The sequence below is a fragment of the Mycobacterium sp. AZCC_0083 genome, from assembly GCF_014202335.1.
GTDB lineage: Bacteria > Actinomycetota > Actinomycetes > Mycobacteriales > Mycobacteriaceae > Mycobacterium.
This window is the reverse complement of the sequence record NZ_JACHGP010000005.1, coordinates 280,737-304,426: the sequence shown is the minus strand read 5'-3', so window position 1 is coordinate 304,426 and position 23,690 is coordinate 280,737. Positions and strand designations below refer to the sequence as shown.

General features: G+C 64.4%; 23 protein-coding genes and 2 pseudogenes. 18 read left to right on the top strand and 7 right to left on the bottom strand.

From position 1 onward, the window contains the following. Positions 1-12 precede the first annotated feature (12 nt). Positions 13-1,092, bottom strand: a complete 1,080-nt coding sequence (locus HNP02_RS14590; protein WP_184439502.1) for an acyl-CoA dehydrogenase family protein — start codon at positions 1,090-1,092, stop codon at positions 13-15. Positions 1,093-1,198: 106 nt separating this feature from the next. Between HNP02_RS14590 and HNP02_RS14585 the strand changes: the two genes are divergently transcribed. From HNP02_RS14585 to HNP02_RS14560, 6 genes are all read left to right on the top strand, one after another. Then, positions 1,199-1,984, top strand: a complete 786-nt coding sequence (locus HNP02_RS14585; RefSeq protein WP_184439500.1) for a FadR/GntR family transcriptional regulator — start codon at positions 1,199-1,201, stop codon at positions 1,982-1,984. Between the two features lie 233 nt (positions 1,985-2,217). Then, positions 2,218-3,537, top strand: a complete 1,320-nt coding sequence (locus tag HNP02_RS14580; protein ID WP_184439499.1) for an ATP-dependent 6-phosphofructokinase — start codon at positions 2,218-2,220, stop codon at positions 3,535-3,537. A gap of 96 nt (positions 3,538-3,633) precedes the next feature. Beyond that, a complete protein-coding gene (locus HNP02_RS14575) occupies positions 3,634-4,677 on the top strand; it encodes an NAD(P)H-dependent glycerol-3-phosphate dehydrogenase (protein ID WP_184439497.1) in 1,044 nt (347 codons plus the stop codon). Positions 4,678-4,807: 130 nt separating this feature from the next. After that, positions 4,808-5,596, top strand: coding sequence for a hypothetical protein (locus HNP02_RS14570; protein WP_184439495.1), 789 nt, complete (start codon positions 4,808-4,810; stop codon positions 5,594-5,596). A 28-nt stretch (positions 5,597-5,624) separates the two neighbouring features. Further along, positions 5,625-6,191 (top strand): cytochrome c oxidase subunit 3 family protein, encoded by a 567-nt coding sequence (locus tag HNP02_RS14565; protein WP_184439493.1) that lies wholly within the window; start codon positions 5,625-5,627, stop codon positions 6,189-6,191. Then, positions 6,191-6,466: a cytochrome C oxidase subunit IV family protein gene (locus HNP02_RS14560; RefSeq protein ID WP_184439491.1), complete on the top strand. Its 276-nt coding sequence runs from the start codon at positions 6,191-6,193 to the stop codon at positions 6,464-6,466. The genes HNP02_RS14565 and HNP02_RS14560 overlap by 1 nt, the downstream gene beginning before the upstream one ends. A gap of 318 nt (positions 6,467-6,784) precedes the next feature. Here HNP02_RS14560 and HNP02_RS14555 read toward each other — a convergent pair. After that, positions 6,785-7,159 (bottom strand): annotated as a pseudogene (locus HNP02_RS14555) (transposase); the annotation flags it as partial. 596 nt (positions 7,160-7,755) lie between these two features. On the opposite strand from HNP02_RS14555, the gene HNP02_RS14550 reads away from it, so the two are divergent. From HNP02_RS14550 to HNP02_RS44030, 12 genes and pseudogenes are all read left to right on the top strand, one after another. Further along, on the top strand, positions 7,756-8,382 hold the full coding sequence (locus HNP02_RS14550; protein WP_184439489.1) for a mammalian cell entry protein: 627 nt from the start codon (positions 7,756-7,758) through the stop codon (positions 8,380-8,382). Positions 8,383-8,516: 134 nt separating this feature from the next. Next, on the top strand, positions 8,517-9,020 hold the full coding sequence (locus HNP02_RS14545) for a hypothetical protein (RefSeq protein WP_221317601.1): 504 nt from the start codon (positions 8,517-8,519) through the stop codon (positions 9,018-9,020). Positions 9,021-9,104: 84 nt separating this feature from the next. Next, positions 9,105-9,587, top strand: coding sequence for a CAP domain-containing protein (locus HNP02_RS14540; protein WP_255506516.1), 483 nt, complete (start codon positions 9,105-9,107; stop codon positions 9,585-9,587). Positions 9,588-9,650: 63 nt separating this feature from the next. After that, positions 9,651-9,761, top strand: a complete 111-nt coding sequence (locus HNP02_RS14535) for a hypothetical protein (protein ID WP_115279417.1) — start codon at positions 9,651-9,653, stop codon at positions 9,759-9,761. Between the two features lie 6 nt (positions 9,762-9,767). Further along, positions 9,768-10,679 (top strand): alpha/beta hydrolase-fold protein, encoded by a 912-nt coding sequence (locus HNP02_RS14530; RefSeq protein ID WP_184439487.1) that lies wholly within the window; start codon positions 9,768-9,770, stop codon positions 10,677-10,679. A 9-nt stretch (positions 10,680-10,688) separates the two neighbouring features. Further along, positions 10,689-10,964: a fibronectin-binding protein gene (locus HNP02_RS14525; protein ID WP_309241558.1), complete on the top strand. Its 276-nt coding sequence runs from the start codon at positions 10,689-10,691 to the stop codon at positions 10,962-10,964. Between the two features lie 39 nt (positions 10,965-11,003). After that, entirely contained in the window at positions 11,004-12,059 is a 1,056-nt protein-coding gene (locus HNP02_RS14520; protein ID WP_184439485.1) for an ABC transporter ATP-binding protein, read from the top strand. 203 nt (positions 12,060-12,262) lie between these two features. Continuing rightward, entirely contained in the window at positions 12,263-12,853 is a 591-nt protein-coding gene (locus HNP02_RS14515) for a hypothetical protein (RefSeq protein WP_184439482.1), read from the top strand. A 675-nt stretch (positions 12,854-13,528) separates the two neighbouring features. Further along, positions 13,529-14,581 carry an enoyl-CoA hydratase/isomerase family protein gene (locus HNP02_RS14510; protein ID WP_184439480.1) on the top strand — a complete coding sequence of 351 codons (1,053 nt, stop codon included), beginning with the start codon at positions 13,529-13,531 and terminating at the stop codon, positions 14,579-14,581. Positions 14,582-14,876: 295 nt separating this feature from the next. Further along, complete coding sequence (locus HNP02_RS14505) at positions 14,877-15,194, top strand: DUF732 domain-containing protein (RefSeq protein WP_184439899.1); 318 nt, start codon at positions 14,877-14,879, stop codon at positions 15,192-15,194. Between the two features lie 290 nt (positions 15,195-15,484). Then, positions 15,485-15,972 (top strand): annotated as a pseudogene (locus HNP02_RS44035) (MCE family protein); the annotation flags it as partial. A 19-nt stretch (positions 15,973-15,991) separates the two neighbouring features. Then, positions 15,992-16,450 (top strand): MCE family protein, encoded by a 459-nt coding sequence (locus HNP02_RS44030; RefSeq protein ID WP_375373672.1) that lies wholly within the window; start codon positions 15,992-15,994, stop codon positions 16,448-16,450. 270 nt (positions 16,451-16,720) lie between these two features. Here the strand turns inward: HNP02_RS44030 and HNP02_RS14495 are convergent, their stop codons facing one another. The 5 genes from HNP02_RS14495 to HNP02_RS14475 are packed head-to-tail and all read right to left on the bottom strand — an operon-like array spanning position 16,721 to position 23,661. Next, positions 16,721-18,247, bottom strand: coding sequence for a GMC family oxidoreductase (locus tag HNP02_RS14495; RefSeq protein WP_184439478.1), 1,527 nt, complete (start codon positions 18,245-18,247; stop codon positions 16,721-16,723). Next, positions 18,244-19,620, bottom strand: coding sequence for a cytosine permease (locus tag HNP02_RS14490; protein WP_309241557.1), 1,377 nt, complete (start codon positions 19,618-19,620; stop codon positions 18,244-18,246). Before HNP02_RS14490 ends, HNP02_RS14495 begins: the two co-directional genes overlap by 4 nt. A 60-nt stretch (positions 19,621-19,680) precedes the next feature. Beyond that, a complete protein-coding gene (locus HNP02_RS14485) occupies positions 19,681-21,162 on the bottom strand; it encodes an aldehyde dehydrogenase (RefSeq protein WP_184439474.1) in 1,482 nt (493 codons plus the stop codon). An 11-nt stretch (positions 21,163-21,173) separates the two neighbouring features. Continuing rightward, entirely contained in the window at positions 21,174-21,533 is a 360-nt protein-coding gene (locus HNP02_RS14480; RefSeq protein WP_255506514.1) for a cupin domain-containing protein, read from the bottom strand. Positions 21,534-21,543: 10 nt separating this feature from the next. Then, a complete protein-coding gene (locus HNP02_RS14475; protein WP_184439472.1) occupies positions 21,544-23,661 on the bottom strand; it encodes an FAD-dependent oxidoreductase in 2,118 nt (705 codons plus the stop codon). Positions 23,662-23,690: the final 29 nt, after the last annotated feature.

Genomic DNA, 23,690 nt, shown 5'->3' with positions numbered 1-23,690 from the left:
CCCGGCCGCTGGTCAGGCCGTGACGGGGAGTAGCGGCAGAGCCTCGGCGATGCGCTCGTTCCACGCCGTCGGCGTGCCGAAGAGCACGCGGTCGAGCTTGGCCCGCTTGTAGAACAGCTGCAGATCGTGCTCCCAGGTGTAGCCGATCGCGCCGTGCAACGTGAGCGCGCTGTCGGCGAGCTCGGCGCTACTGCCCGTCACCTGTGCCTTCGCCACGGCCGCGTGAGTTGCGCGATCGGGCAGGCCCTCCTCGGCCGATTGTGCCGCGTAACAGACGATGGTCAACGACGCCTCCACGGTGACCAGCATCTGTGCAGCAGCATGTTTGACCGCCTGGAACGAGCCGATCGGCCGCCCGAACTGATGGCGCTGCTTGCTGTAGTCGACAGCCAGTTGCAGCATCCGTTCGGATGCACCCAGTGCGTCGGCGGCGACCAGAACAGCTGCCCTGGTGGCGATATCGCCCAGCGATACGGTGGCATCGATGTCGAGTCGGCGTGCCGGGACGTCATCGAGGGTGATGTCGGCGACGTCGCGCGAGCGATCCAGCAGCGGCCGGGGGTTAACCCCCACGCCCCCGGCCGCGCTGTCCACCAGCCAAAGCGACGTCGCGTCGACGTGGTGGACGGGCACCAGCAATCGCTGCGCCCGAGCTGCGCCGAGCACACACGGGATCCGTCCGCTCAGTCGGTCGGCGGAGTTCTTCACCGAAGGCGCCGCGGCTGGGATGCGGTCCGCCCGGACCGCCAACGCGGTCACGTCGCCGGACTCCGTTGCCGCGCACATCAACGCCGGCTCGTCAACCAACGCCGGCGCGACGATCGCCGACTGCAGCCAGCTGGCCGAAGGCGCTGCCGCGCGCCCCAACTCGCGCGCTGTCAGCGCCAGTTCGAGCAGGCCGCCGCCCTGGCCACCGAGGTCCTCGTCGAATCCGACCCCGGCCCAGCCCTCGCCGACGAAGAGCCGTTCGAACCCGGCGGGATCGCCGGTGTCCAGCCAACTGCGGACCGCCGCCGAGTCGGCGCGTTCGTCCAACCACTCGCGCAACGACGCGGTGAAGAGCTCCTGCTCGTCGGAAAGTTCCCAGCGCATCAGCGTTTCTCCTGCCGCCTATCGACCGTGGTCAGACTGGACATGTTAACGGTCCAACTAAATAAATGGTATCTTAGGTCTGACCATAATTCATTAGGGGCATGCGATGGAAGTAGCGGACGCCGTGACCACACCCTCGCGATCCGACCTCAGGTTGAGCCCCGTCGACGTCCCCAAGGCGTCCGACGTGCTCGCCGGCGAGCTGCGCGAGCGGATTCTCAACGGCGAACTTCCCGAGGGTGCCCCACTGCCGGCGGAACGCGAGCTGGTCAAACAGACACAGATGAGCCGTGCCACCGTGCGCGAAGCGCTACGCATCCTCGAGGTGCAGAACCTCGTTCGAGTCAAGGCGGGGCGTGCCGGCGGCGCGTTCGTTCAGAGGCCCACCACCAAGTCGATGGCCAGCTCCGTGACCATGCTCATCCGCGGTAGACGCATCAAACTGGTCGACCTGATGGAGACCCGGGAGGCTCTGGAACCGTTCTGCGCCGAACTTGCCGCCCGCAACCGCACCGACGAAGACCTCGCCGAACTAGACCGGGCCAACGAGGCGATCGCCGACCCCAAGGCCGACCTCGAGCAGTTCTTGCAGGCCAACCTGGACTGGCATGTGGGTGTTGCGTTGGCCAGTCACAACGAGCTGTTGATGGGCGTCATGATCGCGCTATCACAGGCGATCTATGCCGGCACCGAGGACGAAGCCTTCGTTGACACCGCGGTTCGCGCGATCACAACCAAGGCACACCGGGGGATCACGTCTGCGATTCGCGAGCGCGACACCGCGGCTGCCGGCCGGCGCATGCGTAGGCACGTGCACGGCTACGCCGACGCACTGGCCGAATCGGATGAGCGCGACGCGATTGTGTTCAACGAGCCTGCCGTGGGCGAATAGCTGCGACCTCGGCGATCGCGTCCGGCGGCATGTCCGGGGTGTGACCCGAAGGGGAGAGCACAATGCGCTCTTCCGGGGGAAGCCGGCGGCGGCCGTGCCGACGAGGATGGCGATGTCTTAGAAGTGACGAGGTTCCCAAATGTCAATGTGGCTGCGGCGAGCCGCCGCCCCACGAGTCGTCCGGTGCCCGGGCCGGTCCCAACCCCCGCCAAGGATAAGGGGGCACACGCGAGATGACATCAGTGCAGCCAGATTTCGAAACCGACGCTCTTGGCGAATGCAAGATCGTCTCCCCGTTCCGCGCAATCCGCTTCATGGATTCATCGAAACGACTCTTGTTCCGCACCGACATCGACGATCTGCGCGCGCAGCTGCTTGCCGGCGTCGACCCGCCTGCCCTGGAGCTGGCGGGGCCGCGGGAGAGGATCTACTTCGATCCCGCCAGCCTGAGGTGTGGGATCGTCACGTGTGGCGGGCTCTGCCCCGGCTTGAACGATGTCGTCCGTTCCATCGTCTATTGCCTGCACGAAAAGTATGGCGTCCCCACGGTCTACGGCTTCCGGTTCGGTTACGAGGGTCTCGTCGAGCGGACCGCACTGGCACCGATCGAATTGACGACCCGCAGAGTAGGTCAGATCCACGAAGTCGGTGGGACGGTGCTGGGCTCATCCCGCGGTCCGCAACCGGTCGATGAAATGGTTGACACGCTCGAGCGCTTGGGAATTCAGCTTCTCTTCACCATCGGTGGCGACGGAACGCTGCGCGGTGCGCACTCGGTCGTCGAGGAGACACGGCGAAGGGGACTGGACATCGCCGTCGTCGGCGTACCGAAGACGATCGACAACGATATCTCGTTCATCGATATGAGTTTCGGTTTCGACACCGCCGTCGAGGCGGCGCGGCAAGCGACGCGCGCGGCATATGTGGAGGCGTCGTGCTATCGGTCCGGCATCGGTCTGGTGAAACTGATGGGCCGCGATTCGGGGTTCATCGCCAGCTTCGCCGCGCTGGCGGATACCCAGGTGGGCTTGTGCCTCATCCCGGAAGTTGAGTTCAGCATCGATGGGGTCGTCCGAGCCGCCGAACAGCGCATCAAACGAGATGGTTTCGTGGTGGTCGTGGTGGCAGAGGGGGCAGGACAAAGCCTGCTTTCCGAAGTAGCGGAGTGGGACGCTTCTGGGAATCGACGCCACGGCGACATTGGCGCATTCCTACGAGACGAGCTCAGGGAATTATTTCGCGCTCGTGGAACACCGGTCAACGTCAAGTACATCGATCCGAGCTACATGATCCGCAGTTTGCCCGCCAACGCCAGGGACAGTAACTTCTGCCTCCGGTTGGGTCACGCGGCCGTTCACGCTGGCATGGTGGGCAAGACGGACACGGTCATTGGTTCCTGGCGACGCCGATTGACCCATGTACCGATTCCCTTGGCGGTCTCGTCCCGGAAGAAGGTCGATACCAACGGTTATCTGTGGCAGACGGTGCTTTCAGTGACGGGTCAGGCCGACGACCTGGTATCCACAGCCATGGGTGAGATTTCCGGGGCGTGACCCAAAGGGGAGAGCACAAAGCGCTCTTCCGGGGGACGCCATCGACAGTCATGTCGCCGAGGATGGCGGTGTCTTCGAAGTTGGGCGGGTGCCGTAGTGGATGCAAGGACGCGTCGAGCGCCTGCGCAACGTGAACCCAATGTCGTTGTTCTCGGTGGCGGCTCCTGGGGTACCACCGTGGCGTCCATCTGCGCACGGCGCGGGCCGACGCTGCAGTGGGTGCGCTCCGAGGAAACCGCCGCCGACATCAACGAGAACCATCGCAACTCGCGCTATCTCGGCAACGACGTCGAGCTGTCTCCCACGTTGATGGCTACCACCGATTTCTCCGAGGCCGCCGACACCGCCGACGTCATCGTGATGGGTGTGCCCTCGCACGGATTCCGCGGGGTGTTGACGGAACTCGCCAAGGAGCTGCGCCCCTGGGTGCCGGTCGTGTCGCTGGTCAAGGGTCTCGAGCAGGGCACGAACTACCGGATGAGCCAGATCGTCGACGAGGTGCTGCCCGGCCACCCGGCCGGCATTCTGGCCGGGCCGAACATCGCGCGTGAGGTGGCCGAGGGCTTTGCCGCCGCGGCGGTGCTCGCGATGCCCGACACGAAGTTGGCCGCCAATCTCGGACAGTTGTTCCGCACCAAGCGATTTCGCACCTATACCACCGACGATGTCGTCGGGGTGGAGATGGCCGGTGCGCTGAAGAACGTGTACGCGATCGCCGTCGGGATGGGTTACTCGATCGGCATCGGGGAGAACACCCGCGCGATGGTGATGTCGCGCGCGGTGCGGGAGATGTCCAAGCTTGGCGAGGCCCTGGGCGGGCACCGCGACACGTTCGCGGGTCTGGCAGGGATGGGCGATCTGATCGTCACGTGCACGAGCCAGCGCAGCCGCAACCGTTACGTCGGTGAGCAGCTCGGCGCGGGCAAGCCAATCGACGAGATCATCGCGTCGATGAATCAGGTCGCCGAAGGCGTCAAGGCCGCCAGCGTGATCATGGAGTTCGGCAACGAGTACGGAGTTTCCATGCCGATCGCGCGCGAGGTCGACGGTGTCATCAACCACGGCACCACCGTCGACGACGCCTACCGCGGCCTGGCCGCCGAGAAGCCCGGACACGAGGTCCACGGTGCGGGGTTTTAAGACATGGAAAGTCGCAGTCCCGAAGCCACACCCCGATGTGGGGGCCGAATAGTACCCGTTCGGGGGAAGTCAGGTGTCCCCGCGTCGGCGAGGATTGATTGGTACCTTCATCAACTAAGGAGCCCGTCCGATGGCAACAAACATCGACTCCGGCTCGGCCGCGGCGACTAAGCCCGGGCGTGACCTGTCGCCGTATCCGACCGACTACAGAACGTGGAAGATCTTGGCGTGGACCGGCCCGGTTTTCCTGTTCGCAGTCTTCGTTCTCTGGGGGATCCTCGCCCACAACATGCCGCCGTTCCCGGCCAGCGCGACGCCGGACGAGGTCAAGGCGCACTTTCAGGAGCTCAGGCTTCCGCTGATGATTGCCTTGAGCATCTGCCTCACCATGACCGCCTTCTACATGTCGTTTAGCGTGGCGGTCGCCCGGGTGATGGAACGCATCGAGGGTCCTGGCGGGGTGTTGTCCAAGCTCGAGATGATGGGCGGCACGATCACCTGTGCGCCCGTCATGGTGACCATGGCGATCTGGCTGACCGCCGCACACGAGGTAAACAACCTCAGCCCGGAAATCATGCACATGCTCTACTGGTTTGGCTGGCTCATGTTCGATTTGGCGTACTTCGTCACGTCGTTCCAGATCGTCGCCATCAGCATCGTGTGCATGCGTGACAGGCGGGAGAAGAAGCTGGTCCCGGACGCCGTCAGTTGGTGGGGCTGGGTCACGTTCGCGTCGTTCTTCGCGGTGAGTGCGATCCCGTTCGTCACCACCGGGCCGCTGGCGTTCAACGGCGTGATCAGCTTCTGGATCGCGTTCTTCACCTGGTTCATCTGGATCCCGAGCCTGTCCTTCTTCATCATCAAGGCCATCCCCCGGCTGAAGGCCGAGGACGAGGCCGCAGGGCGTGTCAACGCCTAGCCTCGTGGAGGTCGCTACCGCCGACTGCGTGAAGCCCAGGCGCCTTCCCGGTGTGGATGGCGTCTGGGTCTTCATCGGCGCGGACGCCGTCATCTTCGCGTTGCTGTTCGGCAACTTCATGTCAGAGCGGCTCCACAACCCGGCCGTCTTCGAGGCGTCTCGCCACACGCTCAACATCAATTTGGGTGGCATCGACACGTTGATTTTGCTGACCAGTTCCTGGTCGGTAGCCCTTGCGATCCAGGCCCTCAAGCGCGACCTCGTCGACCGAGTGCCCCGCTATCTGCTCGGCGCCGTCCTCACCGGTCTGATGTTCATGGTGTCCAAGTCCGTTGAGTATTTCGAGAAATTCGACGACGGCATCACGCCGGCGACCAATGAGTTCTTCATGTGGTACTTCACGTTGACCGGAATCCACCTGCTACACGTCGTAATTGGCACCAGCCTGCTGACGTATCTGTGGATCAAGTCTCGGCGCGGCACCTACGGCAGCTCCAACAGGGTGACGCCGGAATGCGTGGCCTCCTATTGGCACTTGGTCGATCTGCTGTGGATTATGATCTTTCCCTTGCTCTACCTACTGAGAGCAGTCTGATGTCGGTGTTGCGCGAGCGGGTCACATGGGTGTGGCTAGGCCTGATGGTGGCCACATGTGTGACGACGTGGGGGCTGTCCAAGGATCTGCTCAGCCCCGCGGTCGCGGTGGTCGGGATCTTCCTCATCGCCGCGCTGAAGGTCAGGTATGTGGTGCTCGATTTCATGGAACTGCGCGACGCACCCATCCCCGTGCGCGTCGCCTTCGAGGCGTGGCCCGTGGCCGTGGCGGCGATGATCCTCGGCTTCTGGTTTGCCACTGGCGCCGGCGCGTAGTGGCGATCGTCCATCGGCTGGCGAGTGCCCCTGTCGCGGTCGGCGGCGTCGCCGAACCGATTGCAAATGTTGGGCTTCTAACTCCGGAGCCCAGTCATCGCGTGTACGCGGGCGGAGCACTGGGTGGCAACGGATACTCGAGTCTTGGGCTGCCTAGCTGACAGGTCGGGGTGGGCACCTTCACGTCTACGCGGGCAGCCTGGCATGGCTGGGGTACAAGGCGAGATTCGTGGTCGCGAAAGTCATTGGCGAACATCGTTTCTCCACCTCGCCAAAGGTGCTCGCGGCCGACGCTAGTGGTGTGCCCCGCAATCGGCCGACGTTTTCGAGTGCGATCCGTCCACGCGCAACTTTGGCGAGGATGGACTCGGCGGTGGCGGTCCACACGTACGGCTTGGGGCCGTCGTTGTGGGTGTCGATGTATTCCTGGATGGAGGCGATCAGGTCGGGCACCGAGTGGAAGACGCCGCGTCGCAGCGCTTTATCTGTCAGCTCCCGGAACCAGCGTTCGACGAGATTGAGCCACGACGAGGAGGTCGGGGTGAAGTGCAGGTGGAACCGGGGATGTTTCTCGAGCCAGCTGCGGAAGTCTTCGTGCCTATGAGTGGCGCAATCATCCAGGATCAGGAGAATGTGAAGGTCCTTGGGCACCTGTCGGTCGATGGTCTTGAGGGATTTCAACCATTCCTGATGGCATGATGGCATTTGGTGGCCTTGGCTCTCGGCGCGGTCTCCCAGAAGCAGTCACCGCCGCATGGACCAGCGTGAACGTCAATTACTTTGGCCCATTCTTCACCCCGTTCGGGGGAGCGAGATTACCCCCTCGGGGGCTGACGCACACTACAGGCGCGGTGGTTTCATGGGGTATTGGTCACAGCAACCCTAGGCGCCTCCAGCGAAGCGGACACTCTGGCCGGGATAACCGGCGTGCACCCCGTGTTCGGGACGCATCAGCGACCGCCCACCGACCGAACTGAATCTGGGAGTACGCGTGGCACATGCCCCTCATTGTCCGGCGGCCGAAGTGGCTGTGCCGGGTTCAGCGGCCGGCCGTTGGGAGCCTCCCCCCGGGATGATTCGCTTCGCGACCCGGCAAGCCAAGTCCTTTGGGCGTGGTGCGAAACGCGCCATCGATTCGTGGGCGGGCCCGCGGTGCTCCTGACTGCTGCACCCGCGGCACCACCCATTGCCGTCGCGTACTACGACCGGGCGACACGTGCCTATATGGGGCCAGACGGCCGCCGGTACCAGCAATCCGACCTCGCTCAAACCACGCCGAAGGACACGACATGGCAAGCGATGCTGCTGTCTCCGACACCATGACGATGCCCGTAGACACCGAGGACGTAACCGATGCCTCCGTCGACACCGAGGAGGTACGAGATGGCGGAGACGCAATCACGGCGGCTCCAACCGCGCAGCACCGCAGGAGCTGGTCGGCATTGCGACACCCAATGGCCTTGGGGGCCATCACCGTTGCCGTATTGACGGCGCTGATGGGCTGGCAGGGATTTCAGTCCTACCAGTTACGTCACGCGACGGTTGAACGCGGCGAGTACCTCCAGTCCGCGCGGCAGACGGCGCTGAATCTCACCACCATCGACTGGCAGCACGCCGATGAAGACGTGAAACGGATCATGGGCGCTGCTTCCGGAGAGTTTTACGACGACTTCGCCCAGCGTTCGCAGCCATTCATTGAAGTCGTCAAACAGACACAGTCAGTGTCGGTTGGCACTGTGACTGAGGCAGCCTTGGAGTCATACTCCGCCTCGGACGCCCAAGCACTGGTGGCGGTCTCGGTGAAGACATCTAGCACAGCTGGGGCAGAGCCCGTCCCGCGCGCCTGGCGCATGCGCATATCGGTTCAAAAACTCGATAGTCAGTTGAAGGTCTCAAGAGTGGAGTTCGTGCCATGAAGCTACTCAAGGCCGTCCGTTCCGACGCAGCGAGCGTTGAACTGAACCAGGGTGATTCGGCCGACGCAGCGGTTGCCGACGATGTTGTGATCGCAGAACTTGTGGACGACGTTGATAACGACCAACGTGCGCCCATGCCATTGCAGCGGCGGCGGATTGGCTGGCGACCGGTGGTGACGTACGGAGTTCTTCCTGCACTGGCGGTCTTGCTGGTAGTGGGATTCGGCTACCTCAAGTGGCAGAACTCCGCGGCGGCACGAGACCACGTTGCTGCCACCGATTCCGTGCGCGCCGCTACCGAGGGAACGGTCGCAATGCTGTCCTATCGCCCCGATACCGTCGCAAAGGATCTCGATGCCGCGCGCGGCCGATTGACGGGTCAGTTCCTCGACTCCTACACCTCACTAACCCACGATGTGGTCATCCCCGGTGCCCAGCAGAAACAGATCGCGGCGACGGCGACGGTCCCAGCCGCTGCGTCGGTGTCGGCGTCGGGTGCGCATGCCGTGGTCCTGTTGTTCGTCAATCAGACGACCACCGTCGGAACCGGTACACCCACCAGCACAGCGTCCAGTGTCCGGGTCACCCTCGACAGAGCCGACGACCGTTGGCTCATATCGCAATTCGACCCGGTGTGAGCGGTCGCGATCATGAACCCTGACACACCAGCACAACCCGCTGAAGATACGGAGCCCGGGATGCCAAGATGTCGACTGACAGCAATGCTCGTGGCCGCAGCCGCCATCCTGGTGTTGTCGGCGCCCTATGCACACGCCGACGGCGACAACAACACCTTGGTGCCGAACAACAAGCGCCTCAACGACAGCGTCGTCGCCAACGTCTATACGGTGCAACACCAGGCCGGCTGTCAGAACGACGTCAAGATCAACAAGCAGTTACAGCTTGCGGCGGAATGGCACGCCGACGACGTCCTGAACAACCGCGCCCTCGACGGTGACCTCGGGTCAGACGGCTCGACCCCCCAGACAAGAGCGCTCGCCGCGGGCTATCACGGCGAGGTGGCCCAGACGGTGGCGATCAATCCCGCCTTGGCGATCAATGGTGTCGATGTCATGAACCAGTGGTATTACGACCCAGCCGACTTCGCGGTGATGTCCAACTGCGCCTACACCCAGATGGGGGTGTGGTCGGTCAACAGTCTGGACCACAGCGTGCTCGTAGCCGTCTACGGAAAGCCGCAATGAACAGCCGCGGCGATCGCTGCCGAAATGCCGAAACCACCAACGGAAAATGGCGAGTGTTGAGCAATGGACCCCAACCCCGATTACGACGCCAGTGACGAGATCGAGTACTTCTTCAGTTGGTTTCCGTGGGCGCTTCGCGGCGTGTACCCGCCTCCGGCCTATCCGCCGGTGTGACGCGAAATGACTATCGAGACAGATGGTTCAACGGCGGTGAAGTGGCTGATCAGTGCACTACGCGCCGCGCTGGCGGCCGTGCTCACCGTATGTTTGTGGAGTGCGGCCACCGCCAAGGCCGCCACCGTCGAAACGCTAATGGTGCCCTCGGCGGCCATGGGTCGCGACATTCCGGTGGCGTTCCAAGCGGGGGGCCCACACGCAGTGGTTCTGCTCGATGCCTTCAACGGCGGACCCGACGTCAGCAATTGGGTGCGAGCGGGCGCATTCAATACCCTTGCGGGCAAGGGGATTTCGGTGGTGGCATCCGCGAGCGGCGCCTGGAGCATGTACGCCAACTGGGAAGCCGACGGGTCCAAGCAGTGGGAGACATTTCTGGCCGACGAACTGCCGAACTGGCTCGCCGCCAACAAGGGGCTGACCTCGGGAGGGCACGGGATCGTCGGTGCTGCGCAGGGCGGGACCGCAGCGCTAACACTTGTGGCATTCCACCCCGATCGCTACCGCTTCGCAGGATCGCTGTCGGGCTTCCTGACTCCATCGGCGACCACGATGAACGGCGCGATCACCGCGGGGCTTGCTCAGGACGGTGGAGTCAACACCCAATCCATGTGGGGTGCTGCACAGCTGGGGCGGTGGAAGTGGCGTGACCCCGATGTGCACGTACAGCTTTTGTCCGACAACAACACTCGGCTGTGGGTGTTCAGCCCATCAACACTGTCCTGTAGCGATCCTGCCGCCATGATCGGTTACTGCGACCAGGCTCAAGGCAGCAATCGAAGCTTCTATCAGCACTATCGCGCTGTCGGCGGTGCCAACGGTCATTTCGACTTTCCGGCCGAAGGACAACACGACTGGCTCACCTGGGGCCTGCAACTAGCCGCGATGTCCGCCGACCTAGCCGCCGCCATCGCATAGGAATCGATTGTGAACATCATCGTGTCAGTTGGCAACCGGATCGGGCTCTTTGTCGCCGCGACATTGCTTGCAACCGCTCCGGTCGCGATGGCCACGCCGGCCGCTGCTGATCCGGGCTCCAATCCCTGCCAGCTCGCCTTCAGCCCGTTCTGTCGAATGGTGCCAATCGCGCCGGACTTGGATCGCAACCTGGACTTGACCCAGGGCCAGCCACCGGCGGACCCCGCCGCGACACTGCCTGATGACTTTCCACCACCTGATCCCTGCGCGGCCGGCTGCGTCTAGGCGGCGTCGACAGTCCCGAAATGTTAAGGAGATTTACCCATGGGCATCGGTATTCAGGTTGAGGGACTGACCAAGTCCTTCGGGCCCCAGCGAATCTGGGAGGACGTCACCTTCGAGATCCCCGCTGGTGAGGTCAGCGTGCTGCTCGGCCCGTCCGGTACCGGTAAGTCGGTGTTCTTGAAGTCGTTGATCGGGCTGCTGCGCCCCGAGCGCGGCAAGATCCTGGTCGATGGCACCAACATCATCGAGTGCTCGGCCAAGGAGCTCTACGAGATCCGCACCCTGTTCGGGGTGATGTTTCAGGACGGTGCGCTGTTCGGCTCCATGTCGCTGTATGACAACACCGCGTTCCCGCTTCGTGAGCACACGAAGAAGAAGGAATCCGAAATCCGCCAGATCGTGATGGAGAAGATGGAACTGGTCGGTCTGACCGGTGACGAGCAGAAGTTCCCCGGTGAGATCTCCGGTGGTATGCGCAAGCGCGCCGGGTTGGCCCGTTCGCTGGTGCTCGACCCGCAGATCATTCTCTGCGACGAGCCGGACTCCGGTCTGGATCCGGTCCGTACGGCGTACCTGTCCCAGCTGTTGATCGACATCAACGCCCAGATCGACTGCACCATCCTGATCGTCACGCACAACATCAACATCGCCCGCACTGTGCCCGACAACATGGGCATGCTGTTCCGCAAGCACTTGGTGATGTTCGGTCCGCGCGAGGTGTTGTTGACCTCCGATGAGCCGGTGGTGAAGCAGTTCCTCAACGGTCGCCGGCTGGGTCCGATCGGGATGTCGGAGGAGAAGGACGAGTCGCAGATGGCCGAGGAGCAGGCGCTCGCCGATGCCGGTCACCACGATGGTGGCGTCGAGGAGATCGAGGGTGTGCCGCCGCAGATCCTGGCCACTCCGGGTATGCCGGAGCGCAAGGCCGTTGGCCGTCGTCAGGCCCGTGTGCGCGAGATCATGCACACGCTGCCGCCCGCGGCGCAGGAAGCCATCCGCGACGACCTCGAGGGCACGCGGCGCTCCGAGCCGCGCCAAACGCCCGATGAAGCCACCGACGTTCTCCTCGTCCCGGTCGAAGGTGCGGCGAGGTGATGTCAGGGCGTGGCGATCACAGCGGCATGCGGTCGCCTACCGCCTTTGACCCCGAAGCGGAGTTCAAGTGCTTCGTCGCCGGGCTAGGGGAGTCTGCGGTTACCGCTGAACAGACGAAGTGCGGCGCCTCGTCACGATCCCGTAGCCGTACGGGTCCTCCGCCCTCGATAACATCCGAGGCCGTCTACGATCACGCCCTGCGAGTGCTCGATGGCGACGGGCTTGGTTCCCTGACGATTCGTCGCCTTGCGAGCGATCTCAAGATCTCGACCAGGACGCTCTACAAGCGCATCGGTGGCCACGACCAACTCATTCGCAACGTCGTGGCCTTGCATCTATCACGTCTGAATCCGCCGATCCACCACCGTGATTCCTGGCAGACAACGCTGACCGACTGGTGCATGAACCTCCACCACCAGATGATCGCGCACCCGCATCCGACGTCGCTACTCACTCAACATGACCACGTCCGGCTGAGCCCACGCATTCAACGGCTCGCAGAAGTCGTTACGCGGCAGGGTTTGTCAGACGACAAGGCGCACGATCTGTGCCGTTGGTCAACCCAGGTTGCGTTTAATGCCGCAATCGTTGCGGCCCGGTCGGAACGCGGCATTGCGAGCAGATCCGACTCGCCGGTAGCGGGGACCGCCATAGTGCGCGACCTCCAGTCGACTATCGAGATGATCCTGTCGGGGCAGTATCGAGATCACGATCGCAGCGCCTTGGCGATCGAAGTCCAGTCTCGGGATCCGCGCCCGACATCGCACAAACCCGCGGAGTCGGTGTGTACGTAAATCGATTCGACCAGCGATCGCTGGCATGGACTATGGCTGCTCTCGCCGCGCCCTACCTGAAGCCCGACGACCTGACTTGGCTCTGGGTCGAAATCGGCGCGGGCGATTTGGAGAGCGCCTTGGTGACGCTCGTAGGTTGCTGCGTGCGGAACGACGTCCGCTTTCCCCCCAACGTGGCGACGACTCTGCGCGGCTGGCTAGACGGCTACTCCGGCACCGCGGTATCGGCAGCATTCGAGCCGTATGCCGAGCGGATCGCAATGGCGGCCTGCGTCGGCGAAGTCGACTCGGGGTATGAAGGATTGCACGTCGGCGCAGAGTCACTCGGCAAACACCCTCGTCAAGACCTCCCCGGCGTGGGAATTGTCCGAGGGCGATGGGCGATACCCGGCAGGCCTCATCGCACGACAGTGCCGGCGCAGCGGAGTCATGCATGACCGAACGCGTCTGGCAAGGATGACGAGCACTACCGGAATTCGACGGGGTCGGAGATCGAATCATGTTGCACAGGTGGGTATCCCACGGCCCGATAGGTAAATGGAACATTGCGCCGAACGCTCGCAACCTGATGGGGAGGTCCGGATTCAACTACTCGGACATCCCAGTAATTCGGATGTTGGACAGCAGTCTGCTCTCCAACGCCCGTTGGACGTCTCCAATAAGGGTTTGGCACACATGTCCGGTGGTTTCGATCAGGTACTGACTAGGGTCGAGGGATCCGTGGGATTCGCAACGCTGAACCGTCCCAAAGCTATCAATGCGCTGACCCACGAGATGGTGACTGCGCTGCACGCCGTGCTTGTCGAATGGGCCAGCGATCCAGCCATTACCGCCGTGGTCCTCGATGGTGCGGGCGACCGTGGCCTGTGCGCTGGCGGCGATATCGTCGCGATCTACCAGGATGCCATCGAGGGAGGTGGCGCGACCCGTCGATTCTGGTTCGACGAGTACCGCCTCAACTCGTACATCGCCTCGTACCCCAAGCCCTACGTCGCCATGATGGATGGCCTCGTCATGGGCGGTGGCGTCGGAGTCGGCGCCCATGGCAGCCATCGCATCGTCACGGAGAAGTCCAAGATCGGCATGCCCGAAGTCGGCATCGGGTTCATCCCCGATGTCGGGGGTACCTACCTGCTTTCGCGTGCCCCTCGTTCGATGGGCTTGCATGCCGCACTTACTGGCGCGCCGTTCTCGGGAGCCGACTCCATCGCGCTTGGATTCGCCGACTACTTCGTGCCCCATGACCGACTTGGCGACCTTGCCCGAGCGATCTCCGCCGACGGCGTCGATGCAGCGATCGCCGAACATGCGGTCAAGCCACCACCGAGCCAACTGGCTCAACTGCATTGGATCACCCAGTGCTACGCCGGCGATTCCGTCACCGACATCGTCGCTGCCTTGCGCGCGGACGCCGAACAGCAGGCCAATGCTACGGCCGAGCTGATTTCGAGCCGTTCGCCAATCGCGCTGGCGGTGACACTGGAGTCGGTGCGCAGAGCCGCTGACCTTCCCACATTGAAAGACGTCCTGCTCCAGGAGTATCGGGTTGCCTGTACGGCACTAAACTCTCATGACCTCGTCGAAGGTATCCGAGCACAAGTCATCGACAAGGACCGCAATGCGAAGTGGTCGCCCTCGTCGGCATCAGACATCACCGCCGGGGACGTCGACGGATACTTCGCCAATACCGGAACTGACTTGAAATTCGACGTCGTCATGGACTCGTGAACTCAGCGCGATCGCGTCGTCGTCCAGTGCCTGCCAGGGTAGTGAACCTGTTGCACTGAAACCGCGTTCGTGGAGTGCCGGTGGCGGGTTAGAGCGGAGGCGGTGCGTCGTCCGCCGAGGGTATGCGGCTGCTTTCAACATTAGCGGACCCGTTCGCCGGCCAAGTAAGCCGGCGTCGTCGATTCGCGCAGAAATGGACAACGTTGTTGCACTGTTTCAAGGTGTCTCGCTGTGGGAAGGTTAGTCAGTGTGTGGAACTCGACGCCGATTCGTAGCCATTGCGCTGACTTTGGTGATGCCGTGGGTGGCTGTTTATGGTGCCCCGCAATCGGTGGCCGTGCCAGCGCCGGAAGTGGAATACACGTACAACGTGGTGGTGCGGCGTCACTTCGACTTTCCTAATAACGATGCGCTCGGTTACGGCTATGGAATCTGCGACAAGGTGATTCGAGGTGGGCGGTACGCCGAGGTCATGACCGATGTGAAACGTGATGTCTTCCCGAATGACGAGGGCGCGGCTAACTACGTGGTCTCATACGCCGTCGGCATCTTGTGTCCCGCCCAGATCTGGCAACTTCGCGACTCTGCTGCAGGTTATCGACCTCCTACTTAGGGCAATGGCCCGTTGTGGTCGCGGCGGTGGTACTGGGCTTCTGGTTCGCCACTCCGGCCTTTCCGGAAGCGGCGCGCACAGCTCATCCCGTTGCCGTCCAATGGCTTTGGACGGCGGCGCCGATCAAATTTCACAGTCCGTATGGTCTGACCATAATTACTATTGACTATTAGACACAGTTCTGCAACTCTGACCGGTAGCTGGCCAGTTGCGCCGAGACCGCTGCCGGAGGGCTGACATGAGGGGTGTCCTTCGCGAAAATCGTTGAACTAGCTCGCCATTGAGGAAGTATGTGCACGCCGAGGTCTCGGCCAGATGTCGATGATGTCTGCGTTCTTGGAGCAGGCAGGCCTTCCAAGTCACAGATCCGCCATCGAGTGATGGCGCAATTATCGGCGACACCAACGGGTTGTTGGCAGCTCGCACGAAGGACCGCGATGACGATGTCACGGCGCCGGTCGATGCAGGAAACTCCGCCCTATAGGACGGCCGGCCTGGTCGTATTGGTGGTGGCCGCAATCATTACCACGTCCGATCTAATCGACGTGACATCGGTGAGCACGGAGTTCAACCCGCTATTCGAGACCGTGGTGTCGGTGGCCGAACAGGTGGATCCGATCAAATTGAATCAGACGCTGGCCGCGACGGCCGAAGCCCTCGACGGTTTGGGGGATCGGTTCGGCCAGTCGATTGTTCATGGCAACGCGATCCTGGCCGACTCAATCCGCAGATGCCCCAGATTCGTCGCGACAACCAGCTGCTGGCCGACCTCGGAGAGACATACGCCAACGCCGCTCCTGATCTGTTCGACGGCCTGCAAGACGCGGCCACCACCGCGCCCCCTCAACGAGCAGCAGGGCAACATCGATCAGGCGTTGATGGCCGCGGTCGGGTTCGGCAACACCGGCGGCGAGGTCTTCGAACGCGGCGGGCCGTACCTGGTGCGCGGCGCGCGGGATCAGGTCTCGACGTCTCAGGTTCTGGACAGGAACAGTCCGGCGCTGTACTGCACGATCCGCAACTTCCACGATGCCGAGCCCCTGGCCTCGAGAGTCCTCGGCGGCAACGGCTACTCGAGCAACGGCCGGACCATGGTCGTTGGGCCCGGAAATCCGTACATGTATCCGGACAACCTGCCGCGGGTGAACGCCAAGGGCGGTCCCGAGGGGAAGCCGGGCTGCTGGCAGCCGGTCACCCGAGATCTCAGGCCCGCGCCGTACCTGGTGATGGACACCGGTGCCTCCATTGCCCCCTAGAACCATCTCGAACTCGGCCAGCCGATCCTGATCGACTACGTCTGGGGACGCCAGGTCGGCGAGAATACGATCAACCCGTAAGCGCGCCGCGGCGCCTCGTTAGTATCGCCCGCAGTTTGGGGTCGTGGGCAACCCGTTGAAACGGTCGGCGACCCCATGCATTCCGCGTTCATCGTCGACGAGTGGGGTGAGGACCTGGTTGATGCTGAGTTTGTTCAGTAATGACCGTCGCGGTACATGACCGCGTCATCGTCAGCGTGGGCCGTGGCGCTAGCGATCCGCGAGCAGCATGGCGCTGGCGTGCTCGGCCACGGCCATGATGGTGCCCACCGGGTTGACCGAAGGAATGGTGGGGAACACCGAGGCGTCGACGACCCGCAGACCCCGAACGCCGCGGACCCGCAGGCGGGAATCGCACACGGCCATCGGGTCGTCATCGGCGCCCATCCGGCAGGTTCCCGACACGTGATAGACGGTCTGATGCGTCGCGCGCAGAGCCTCCGACAACTCTTCGTCGGATTGCATGGCGGGTCCTGGAAAGACCTCGCGGACGATCCAATCCGCCATCGGCGCCATCGCGGCGATGCGGCGGGCCAATCGGATACCCGCGATCAGAACGGCTTCGTCGTGGCCATCGGGGTCGGTGAAGTACCGGTAGTCGATCGACGGGGCGCTGGTGGGATCGGCGGAGGTCATCCACACCCGTCCACGGCTGTGCGGCTTGGCCACGTTGGGTGCGATCGACACGATGCGGTCGGGCATCGCGACGCCGCGCGCAACCGCATGGTCGGCGACCGCCTCGACGGGGAAGTGCATCAGCACGTCGGGCCGCGCAGGACTGTCGTCACGAAGGCGCACGGCAGCGCCGGCGTCCCATCCGGTCGCGCAGGTGTCGGGAACGTCGGCGCCTGCCTCCCAGACGATCAGCCCCTCGGCGTGGTCCATCAGGTTCTCGCCCACCCCAGGCGATGGCACCAGCACCGGGACGCCCGCCGCCTGCAGCACGTCCACGGGCCCGATCCCGGACAGCTGCAGCAGCTTTGGCGTGTCGATGGCACCGCAGCACACGATCACCTCGCGATCGGCACGAAACTCCCGCCGGTTGCCGTCGCCGTCGCGGGCGATCACCCCGACGGCCGCGCCGTCCTCGATCAGGATCCGTTCGGCGTGCAAGCCGTGCTCGACCACCAGGTTGTCCCTGGAGGCGATGGCGTCGTGCAGGTAGTGCACGGAGGTCGAGGACCGCAGGTGGCTCTCCGGGGTGTACCCGATCTCGAAGAAGCCTGCGCCGATTCCGGTGGCGGCGAAGTCGGGATCGGAGTTCCAGGCCCGGCGGGCGGGTAGGTCCAACGCCCGCCGGGCGGAGTCGACGACGTCGTTGACGTAGGGGTTGCGGTGTTCGTCGGCGACCGGTTGCACTGGGGCGAGGATCCGGGCGTAGGCCTGGTGCACCGTGGCGGTGTCCCATCCCGAGACGCCGAGTGCGGCCCACTCGTCGAGGTCGGCGGGCAGTGGCCGCCACGTGATCATCGTGTTCGCGGTCGAGCAGCCACCGAGGATCCGCATCCTGGATTGCCGGATGTCGGAGTTCCCCCGCTGCTGCGGCACGCTGCGGTAGTCGAGGTCGTACTCGCTCTCCAGCATCTGCGCCCAGCGCCGGATGTCCCTTGCCCGCGGCTCGTCCCGATCGGACGGACCCGCTTCGAGCACGGTGACCGTCACGGCCGGATCCTCCGAAAGTCGCGACGCCACAATGCATCCAGCAGTGCCGCCGCCGACGAGCAGGTAGTCGGTCACGCGACCGCCGCGACCGGAACCGAGGCGTTCACCTTCGGGCGCATCAACACGTAGTACAGCGGACAGATGACGGCCAGTCCGACGATCCACGAGATGTCGACACCGCCGAGCGCCTTGGCAATGAAACCGGTGAACAGGGTGGTCGACAGGAACGGGATCTGCACGCCGATCCCGATGAAGTAGCAGGCGATGGCGGTCCAGTTGAATCTGCCGTACCGCCCGCCGTCGCGCTCGAACAAGGACGCGATGTCGTAAACCCCGTGCCGCAGGAGGTAGTAGTCGACGAGGTTGACGGCCGTCCAGGGGATCAGGACGCAGAGCAGCAGCGCCAGGAAGTTGGCGTAGTTGGCCAGGAAGTCCTCCGCGCTGACCAGTGCGGGGATGATCGCGACCACGAACAACGCGACCGCGGTCACCGCGCGGCTGCCAGCGCCTGGCCGCCAGCGCGGAAACAGGCTCTGGCCCACCGTGATCGTGGACAGCGCTCCGCAGTAGAGGTTCATCGCGTTGGTGGCGGTGATGCCGATCGCGAAGATGGCGAACAGGCCCGTGCTGACGCCGCGGGTCAGTGCGGATAGCCCATCGAGCGTCTCGTCGCCAGGTAGCGCCGCCCCCACCAGAACGCCGAGGAGCATGGGCAACACTGAGCCGAGAACGCATCCGGCGTAGGTGCCCCAGAACGCGGCCCGCTGGCCGGTGTCCTTGGGCATGTACCTGGTGTAGTCCGAAACGTAAGGAGCGTAGGCGATCTGCCACAGCGCGGCCACCGACAGCGTCGCCATGAACCCGGCCCAGCTGAACCCGCCGGAGTGCCACGTCTCCGCGGGCACCCCGTTCACCCCGACCATCCAGACGAACGCGACGACCAGTGCGCCGCCCGCGACGACGGACAGCACGGCGGCGACACTGTGGATGAGTCGGTAGCCGACGATGGTGGCGACGACGCTGATCAGCCCGATGATGGTGATCGACCAGTTGGTGGGAAGGCCGGTCACCTTCGCCAGCGCCTGACCCCCGAGCACTGCGTTGGACGCGAAGAAGCCCAGGTACATGAACACTACGAGGACGACCACCAGAAGGCTGCCGTAGGAACCGAACTGGGCCCGCGTCTGCAGCATCTGGGGAACGCCCATCTGCGGACCCTGCGCGGCGTGCAGTGCCATCACGATGCCGCCGATGACGTTGCCGAGCACGATCGCCACTACGCCTGCCCACAGCGGTAGCCCGAACACCGTGGTGGCAAGGGCGCCGGTGATGATGGTCAGCAGCATGATGTTGGAGCCGAACCAGACGGTGAACAGGTCGCGGGCGCGGCCATGGCGCTCATCGACGGGGACGTGCTCGATGGTGCGTTGTTCGACGGGTGCTGACACCGGCGCCTTTTCAAGTCCCCGTCGCTTCGCTCGCCCAAGTTCGTTCATTTGACTTCCCATCTACAGTGCGATCCACGTGGTCTTGAGTCCGGTGTACTTCTCGAGTGCGTGCAGGGACAGGTCGCGGCCGAAACCGGATTGCTTGAAGCCGCCGAACGGCGTCTGTGCACTCAGCGCGTCGACGGTGTTCACCGAGACGGTGCCCGCGTGCAGTGCCGCAGCGACGCGATGGGCCCGCGACAGGTCGCGTGTCCACACCGAGGCGGCGAGTCCGTAGACGGTGTCGTTGGCCATCGCGACTGCCTCGGTTTCGTCACCGAACGTCTGCACGGCAAGGACTGGGCCGAAGACTTCGTCGGTGATCAGCTCGGCAGCGGGCGAGAGGTTCGCGACGATCGTTGGTGCCACGAAACAGCCACGGCCATAAACGGTTTCGCGGGTGCCCCCGATGAGGATCTCGCCATCGGCGCGGGCCCGGTCGATGAACCCGACGACCCGCTGGGTGTGCTTCTCGTCGACGAGGGCGCCCAGTGTCGATGTGGGGTCGAGCGGATTGCCTGGCCGCACCTCGGCGGCACGCCTCACCAGCTCGGTGAGGAACTCGTCGGCGATCGACGCGTGCAGCAGCAGACGGGAATTCGACGAGCACACCGCGCCCTGGTTGTAGAACGCCCCGAAGATCGCCTTGTCCACCGCGGCATCAAGGTCGGCGTCGTCGAACACCACGTTCGGGCTCTTGCCGCCGCACTCCAGCCAGACCTGTTTGGCGTTGGAATCCGCCGCGTAGCGCAGGAACCGCTTGCCGGTCTCGGTGGATCCGGTGAAGGCGATGACGTCGACGTCCTGGTGCAGGCCGAGGGCCGCACCTGCCGTCGGACCGAGGCCGGGTACCACGTTGAGCACGCCCTCTGGCAGGCCCGCCTCGACGGCCAGTTCGGCGAGCCGCACCGACGACAGTGGTGCCTGCTCGGCGGGTTTGAGCACGACGGAGTTGCCCGCCGCCAGAGCGGGGGCCAGCTTCCACACCGCGAGATCCAGCGGGAAGTTCCACGGCGTCACAGCACCGACCACCCCAAGGGGCTCCCTGGTCACCAGGGCGAGATTGCCCGGCTCGGTGGGAGCGATCTCTCCGCCCTGTTTGTCGATCGCCTCGCCGTAGAACGCGAAGAGATCTGCGGCAGAAGGGACGTCGACGGCGTAGGCCTCGGCGACCAGCTTGCCCATGTCCATCGAGTCCAGCAGCGCCAACTCTTGGGCGTTGTCCGTGATGAGCTCGGCAAGGCGCTGCATGACGCGTTTGCGATGGGATGCCGAGGTCCGCGACCAGACACCCGATTCGAAGGCGGCTCGCCCCGAGGCAACGGCGGCGTCGACGTCGTGCGCGTCGGCGGAGGACACCTTGGCGATCAGTTCACCGGTGGCGGGGTTGATCGAATCGAAGGTCGCACCGGAGAGCGCGGCCCGGTACTTGCCGTCGATGAAGATCTCGGTGCGCGGCGTGATCTCGGCTGCGAGCCGGGTCCAGTCGTCGAGCGTGGTCATGTGTGTGCCTCTCAGGGAACGTAGATCGCGAACTGCTTGACGAGTGGCTCGGTCACCCGGTACTCGCCGCGCCACCCCTTGGTCAGGGTGAACGAGTCGCCGGGGCCGAAGACGTGGCCGACGCCGTCGGCGCCGGTCAGGGTGATGGAACCCGTGAGCACCCTGGTGTATTCGTCGCCGGGATAGCTCTCGATGAACTCGGCGTAGGGTTCCGCACTCCACGAGCCGACGGTGAACTTGTCGTCGGCGCTGCTCAGGTGGACGGCTTCGCGCTCGGCCGGATCGCCCTCCTTCAGGGTCTCGGCGGTGACGTAGCTGCTTGGCGACATGGCGACGTCGGAACCAACTGGGATGGCGGCAACTTCGGGCAACGCTGTACTCCTAAACTCGAGCCGGTTCGACCGGCGTGACGGGTAGATACATGACGGGTTCGGCGGCGAGCTCGGCGACCTCGCGCAGGTACGGCACGGGGCCGAGGGGCGCCGGCTCGTCGAGTTCCTCCGCGTAGCGGTGTCCGGACCAGACGGCAGCGGCGATGGTGGCGGGCGCCCACGCGTCGCCGATGGCGCGGACGCTCAACAGGTCGGCGTCGGCCCATTCGGCGTTGCGCCCCAGCAGTTCCTGATACAGACCGTCGATGGGCAGCCGCGCGGTCACCATGACGACGGAGTCGGCGCTCACCGAGCCTTCATCGCCGGTGTACACGCACGCGGTGCGCACGCCGTCGGCGGTGACCGCGGTGACCGCGGAGTTGGTGCGCACGTCGATGCCTGCTCGGATGATGCGTTTGCGGATGCGTGCGACCTCAAGGGTGTTGGTGGTCCACTGCGAAACGTGGGCTGCTGGCGTGATCAGGGTGACGTCGAGTCCCTCGCGTGCGAGCAGCTCGGCGATCACGCCGCCCATGTAGTAGTGGTCATCGTCGAACACGACGACGCGCCGACCGCGCGGCCGAGTCCCCGCCATGATGTCATCGGGGCTCAGAACGGCTGCGCCCTCAGCGATCTCCATCGCCCTGGTGTGCCAGCGGCCGACGCCGTCGTGGCGCCAGCGCGCACCGGTGGCGATGACGACGTGGTTGAAGCCGTTCTCGACGATGTCGTCGGCGGTCATCTCGCTCTGCATGAAGACGTCGACGTTGTCGAGTTTCTGCAGCTGCTGTTCGCGGTAGTCGACGACGCGGATCCAGGCCGACAGACCCGGCAGCTTCGACTCGTGTGCGACGCGCCCGCCTAGGGTGCGGGTGGCTTCGGCCAGGCTGACGGTGTACCCGCGATTGCCAAGGGAGCGAGCGGCTTCCAGACCGGCAGGTCCTGCGCCGACGACGAGCACCGCGGAGTCGCTGGAGCGGGTTCGGATCTTCTCCGGATGCCAGCCGCGGCGGAATTCCTCTCCCATGGTTGGGTTCTGGGTGCAGCGGATGGGGGACATGGTGAAGTCCCCCGACACGCAGATGTTGCAGCCGATGCACTCGCGGATGTCCTCGAGATTGCCGGTCTCGATCTTCTGCGGTAGGAACGGGTCGGCGATGGAGGGCCGTGCGGCTCCGATCAGGTCGAGCACGCCCGTCTTGACCTGGTGCACCATCATGTCCGGCGAGGTGAAACGGCCAACGCCGACAACCGGTTTGGTGGTCAGCGCCTTGAGCCCGCGGACATACGGTTCCTGTTCGGCCTCTGGTCCGAAGCGCGACGTGACGGAGTCGTCCTCCCAGCTGCCGAGGACGAAGTCCCATAGGTCGGGGTGTTCTCCGAGCATGCCGATCACGTCCTCGATCTCGGCGCGGGTGATGCCGTCGTCGCCGAGCAGCTCGTCGACCGAGATCCGGCATGCCACAGCGGCTTTGCCGTCGCATACCTCACGGGTGTCCTCGAGGATCTCGCGGAGTAGGCGGGCCCGGTTCTCGATGCTGCCGCCGTACTCGTCGGTGCGGTTGTTGTAGCGCCTCGACAGGAAGTGGTGCAGGCCGCCGATGGCGTGACCGGCGTAGACGTAGACGATGTCGTATTCGGCCTGCAGCGACCGGCGGACGGCCTCGCGATGCCAGTACCGCATGTCGGCGATGTCGGCCTTGGTCATCTCGCGGGCCTGGACGGGGTCGTAGTTCCACGACACGACCGGCAGGTTCTGCGGTCCCAGCGGGGGTTCCCGGCTGATCAGGTTCGGCGAGTTCAGTCCGTTGTGGGCCAGTTCGATGCCCGCCAGCGCGCCGCCCTCGTGGATCTTCTCCGAGATGCGCGCGAGCGCAGGCAGGTCCTGGTCGTCCCATAGGCGCAGTTCGATGAAGGGGCCGATGTCGGAGGTGGGGTGGATCTCGACCTGTTCGGTGCACACCACGGCCCAGCCGCCCTCGGCCTTGATCCTGCGCATGTATGCCTCGCCGGAGGGGTCGCGGTAGCCCATCCCGTTGCAGTGCGGGACCTGGTAGAAGCGGTTGCGTGCGGTGACCGGGCCGATCTGGACGGGCTCGAAGAGGATGTCGTACCGGGGGTCTCGCATGGAGTGCCTCCTAGGTTCACGCGACGGCT

What these genes read in the sequence shown, in the direction of transcription:
- HNP02_RS14535 (WP_115279417.1), top strand. Translation starts at nt 9,651, where the DNA reads ATGGACCCCAACCCCGATTACGACGCCAGTGACGAGATCGAGTACTTC.
- HNP02_RS14550 (WP_184439489.1), top strand. Translation starts at nt 7,756, where the DNA reads ATGGCAAGCGATGCTGCTGTCTCCGACACCATGACGATGCCCGTAGAC.
- HNP02_RS14540 (WP_255506516.1), top strand. Translation starts at nt 9,105, where the DNA reads ATGCTCGTGGCCGCAGCCGCCATCCTGGTGTTGTCGGCGCCCTATGCA.
- HNP02_RS14505 (WP_184439899.1), top strand. Translation starts at nt 14,877, where the DNA reads ATGCCGTGGGTGGCTGTTTATGGTGCCCCGCAATCGGTGGCCGTGCCA.
- HNP02_RS14530 (WP_184439487.1), top strand. Translation starts at nt 9,768, where the DNA reads ATGACTATCGAGACAGATGGTTCAACGGCGGTGAAGTGGCTGATCAGT.
- HNP02_RS14590 (WP_184439502.1), bottom strand. Translation starts at nt 1,092, where the DNA reads ATGCGCTGGGAACTTTCCGACGAGCAGGAGCTCTTCACCGCGTCGTTG.
- HNP02_RS14560 (WP_184439491.1), top strand. Translation starts at nt 6,191, where the DNA reads ATGTCGGTGTTGCGCGAGCGGGTCACATGGGTGTGGCTAGGCCTGATG.
- HNP02_RS14580 (WP_184439499.1), top strand. Translation starts at nt 2,218, where the DNA reads ATGACATCAGTGCAGCCAGATTTCGAAACCGACGCTCTTGGCGAATGC.
- HNP02_RS14510 (WP_184439480.1), top strand. Translation starts at nt 13,529, where the DNA reads ATGTCCGGTGGTTTCGATCAGGTACTGACTAGGGTCGAGGGATCCGTG.
- HNP02_RS14585 (WP_184439500.1), top strand. Translation starts at nt 1,199, where the DNA reads ATGGAAGTAGCGGACGCCGTGACCACACCCTCGCGATCCGACCTCAGG.
- HNP02_RS14475 (WP_184439472.1), bottom strand. Translation starts at nt 23,661, where the DNA reads ATGCGAGACCCCCGGTACGACATCCTCTTCGAGCCCGTCCAGATCGGC.
- HNP02_RS14545 (WP_221317601.1), top strand. Translation starts at nt 8,517, where the DNA reads ATGCCATTGCAGCGGCGGCGGATTGGCTGGCGACCGGTGGTGACGTAC.
- HNP02_RS14520 (WP_184439485.1), top strand. Translation starts at nt 11,004, where the DNA reads ATGGGCATCGGTATTCAGGTTGAGGGACTGACCAAGTCCTTCGGGCCC.
- HNP02_RS14485 (WP_184439474.1), bottom strand. Translation starts at nt 21,162, where the DNA reads ATGACCACGCTCGACGACTGGACCCGGCTCGCAGCCGAGATCACGCCG.
- HNP02_RS14570 (WP_184439495.1), top strand. Translation starts at nt 4,808, where the DNA reads ATGGCAACAAACATCGACTCCGGCTCGGCCGCGGCGACTAAGCCCGGG.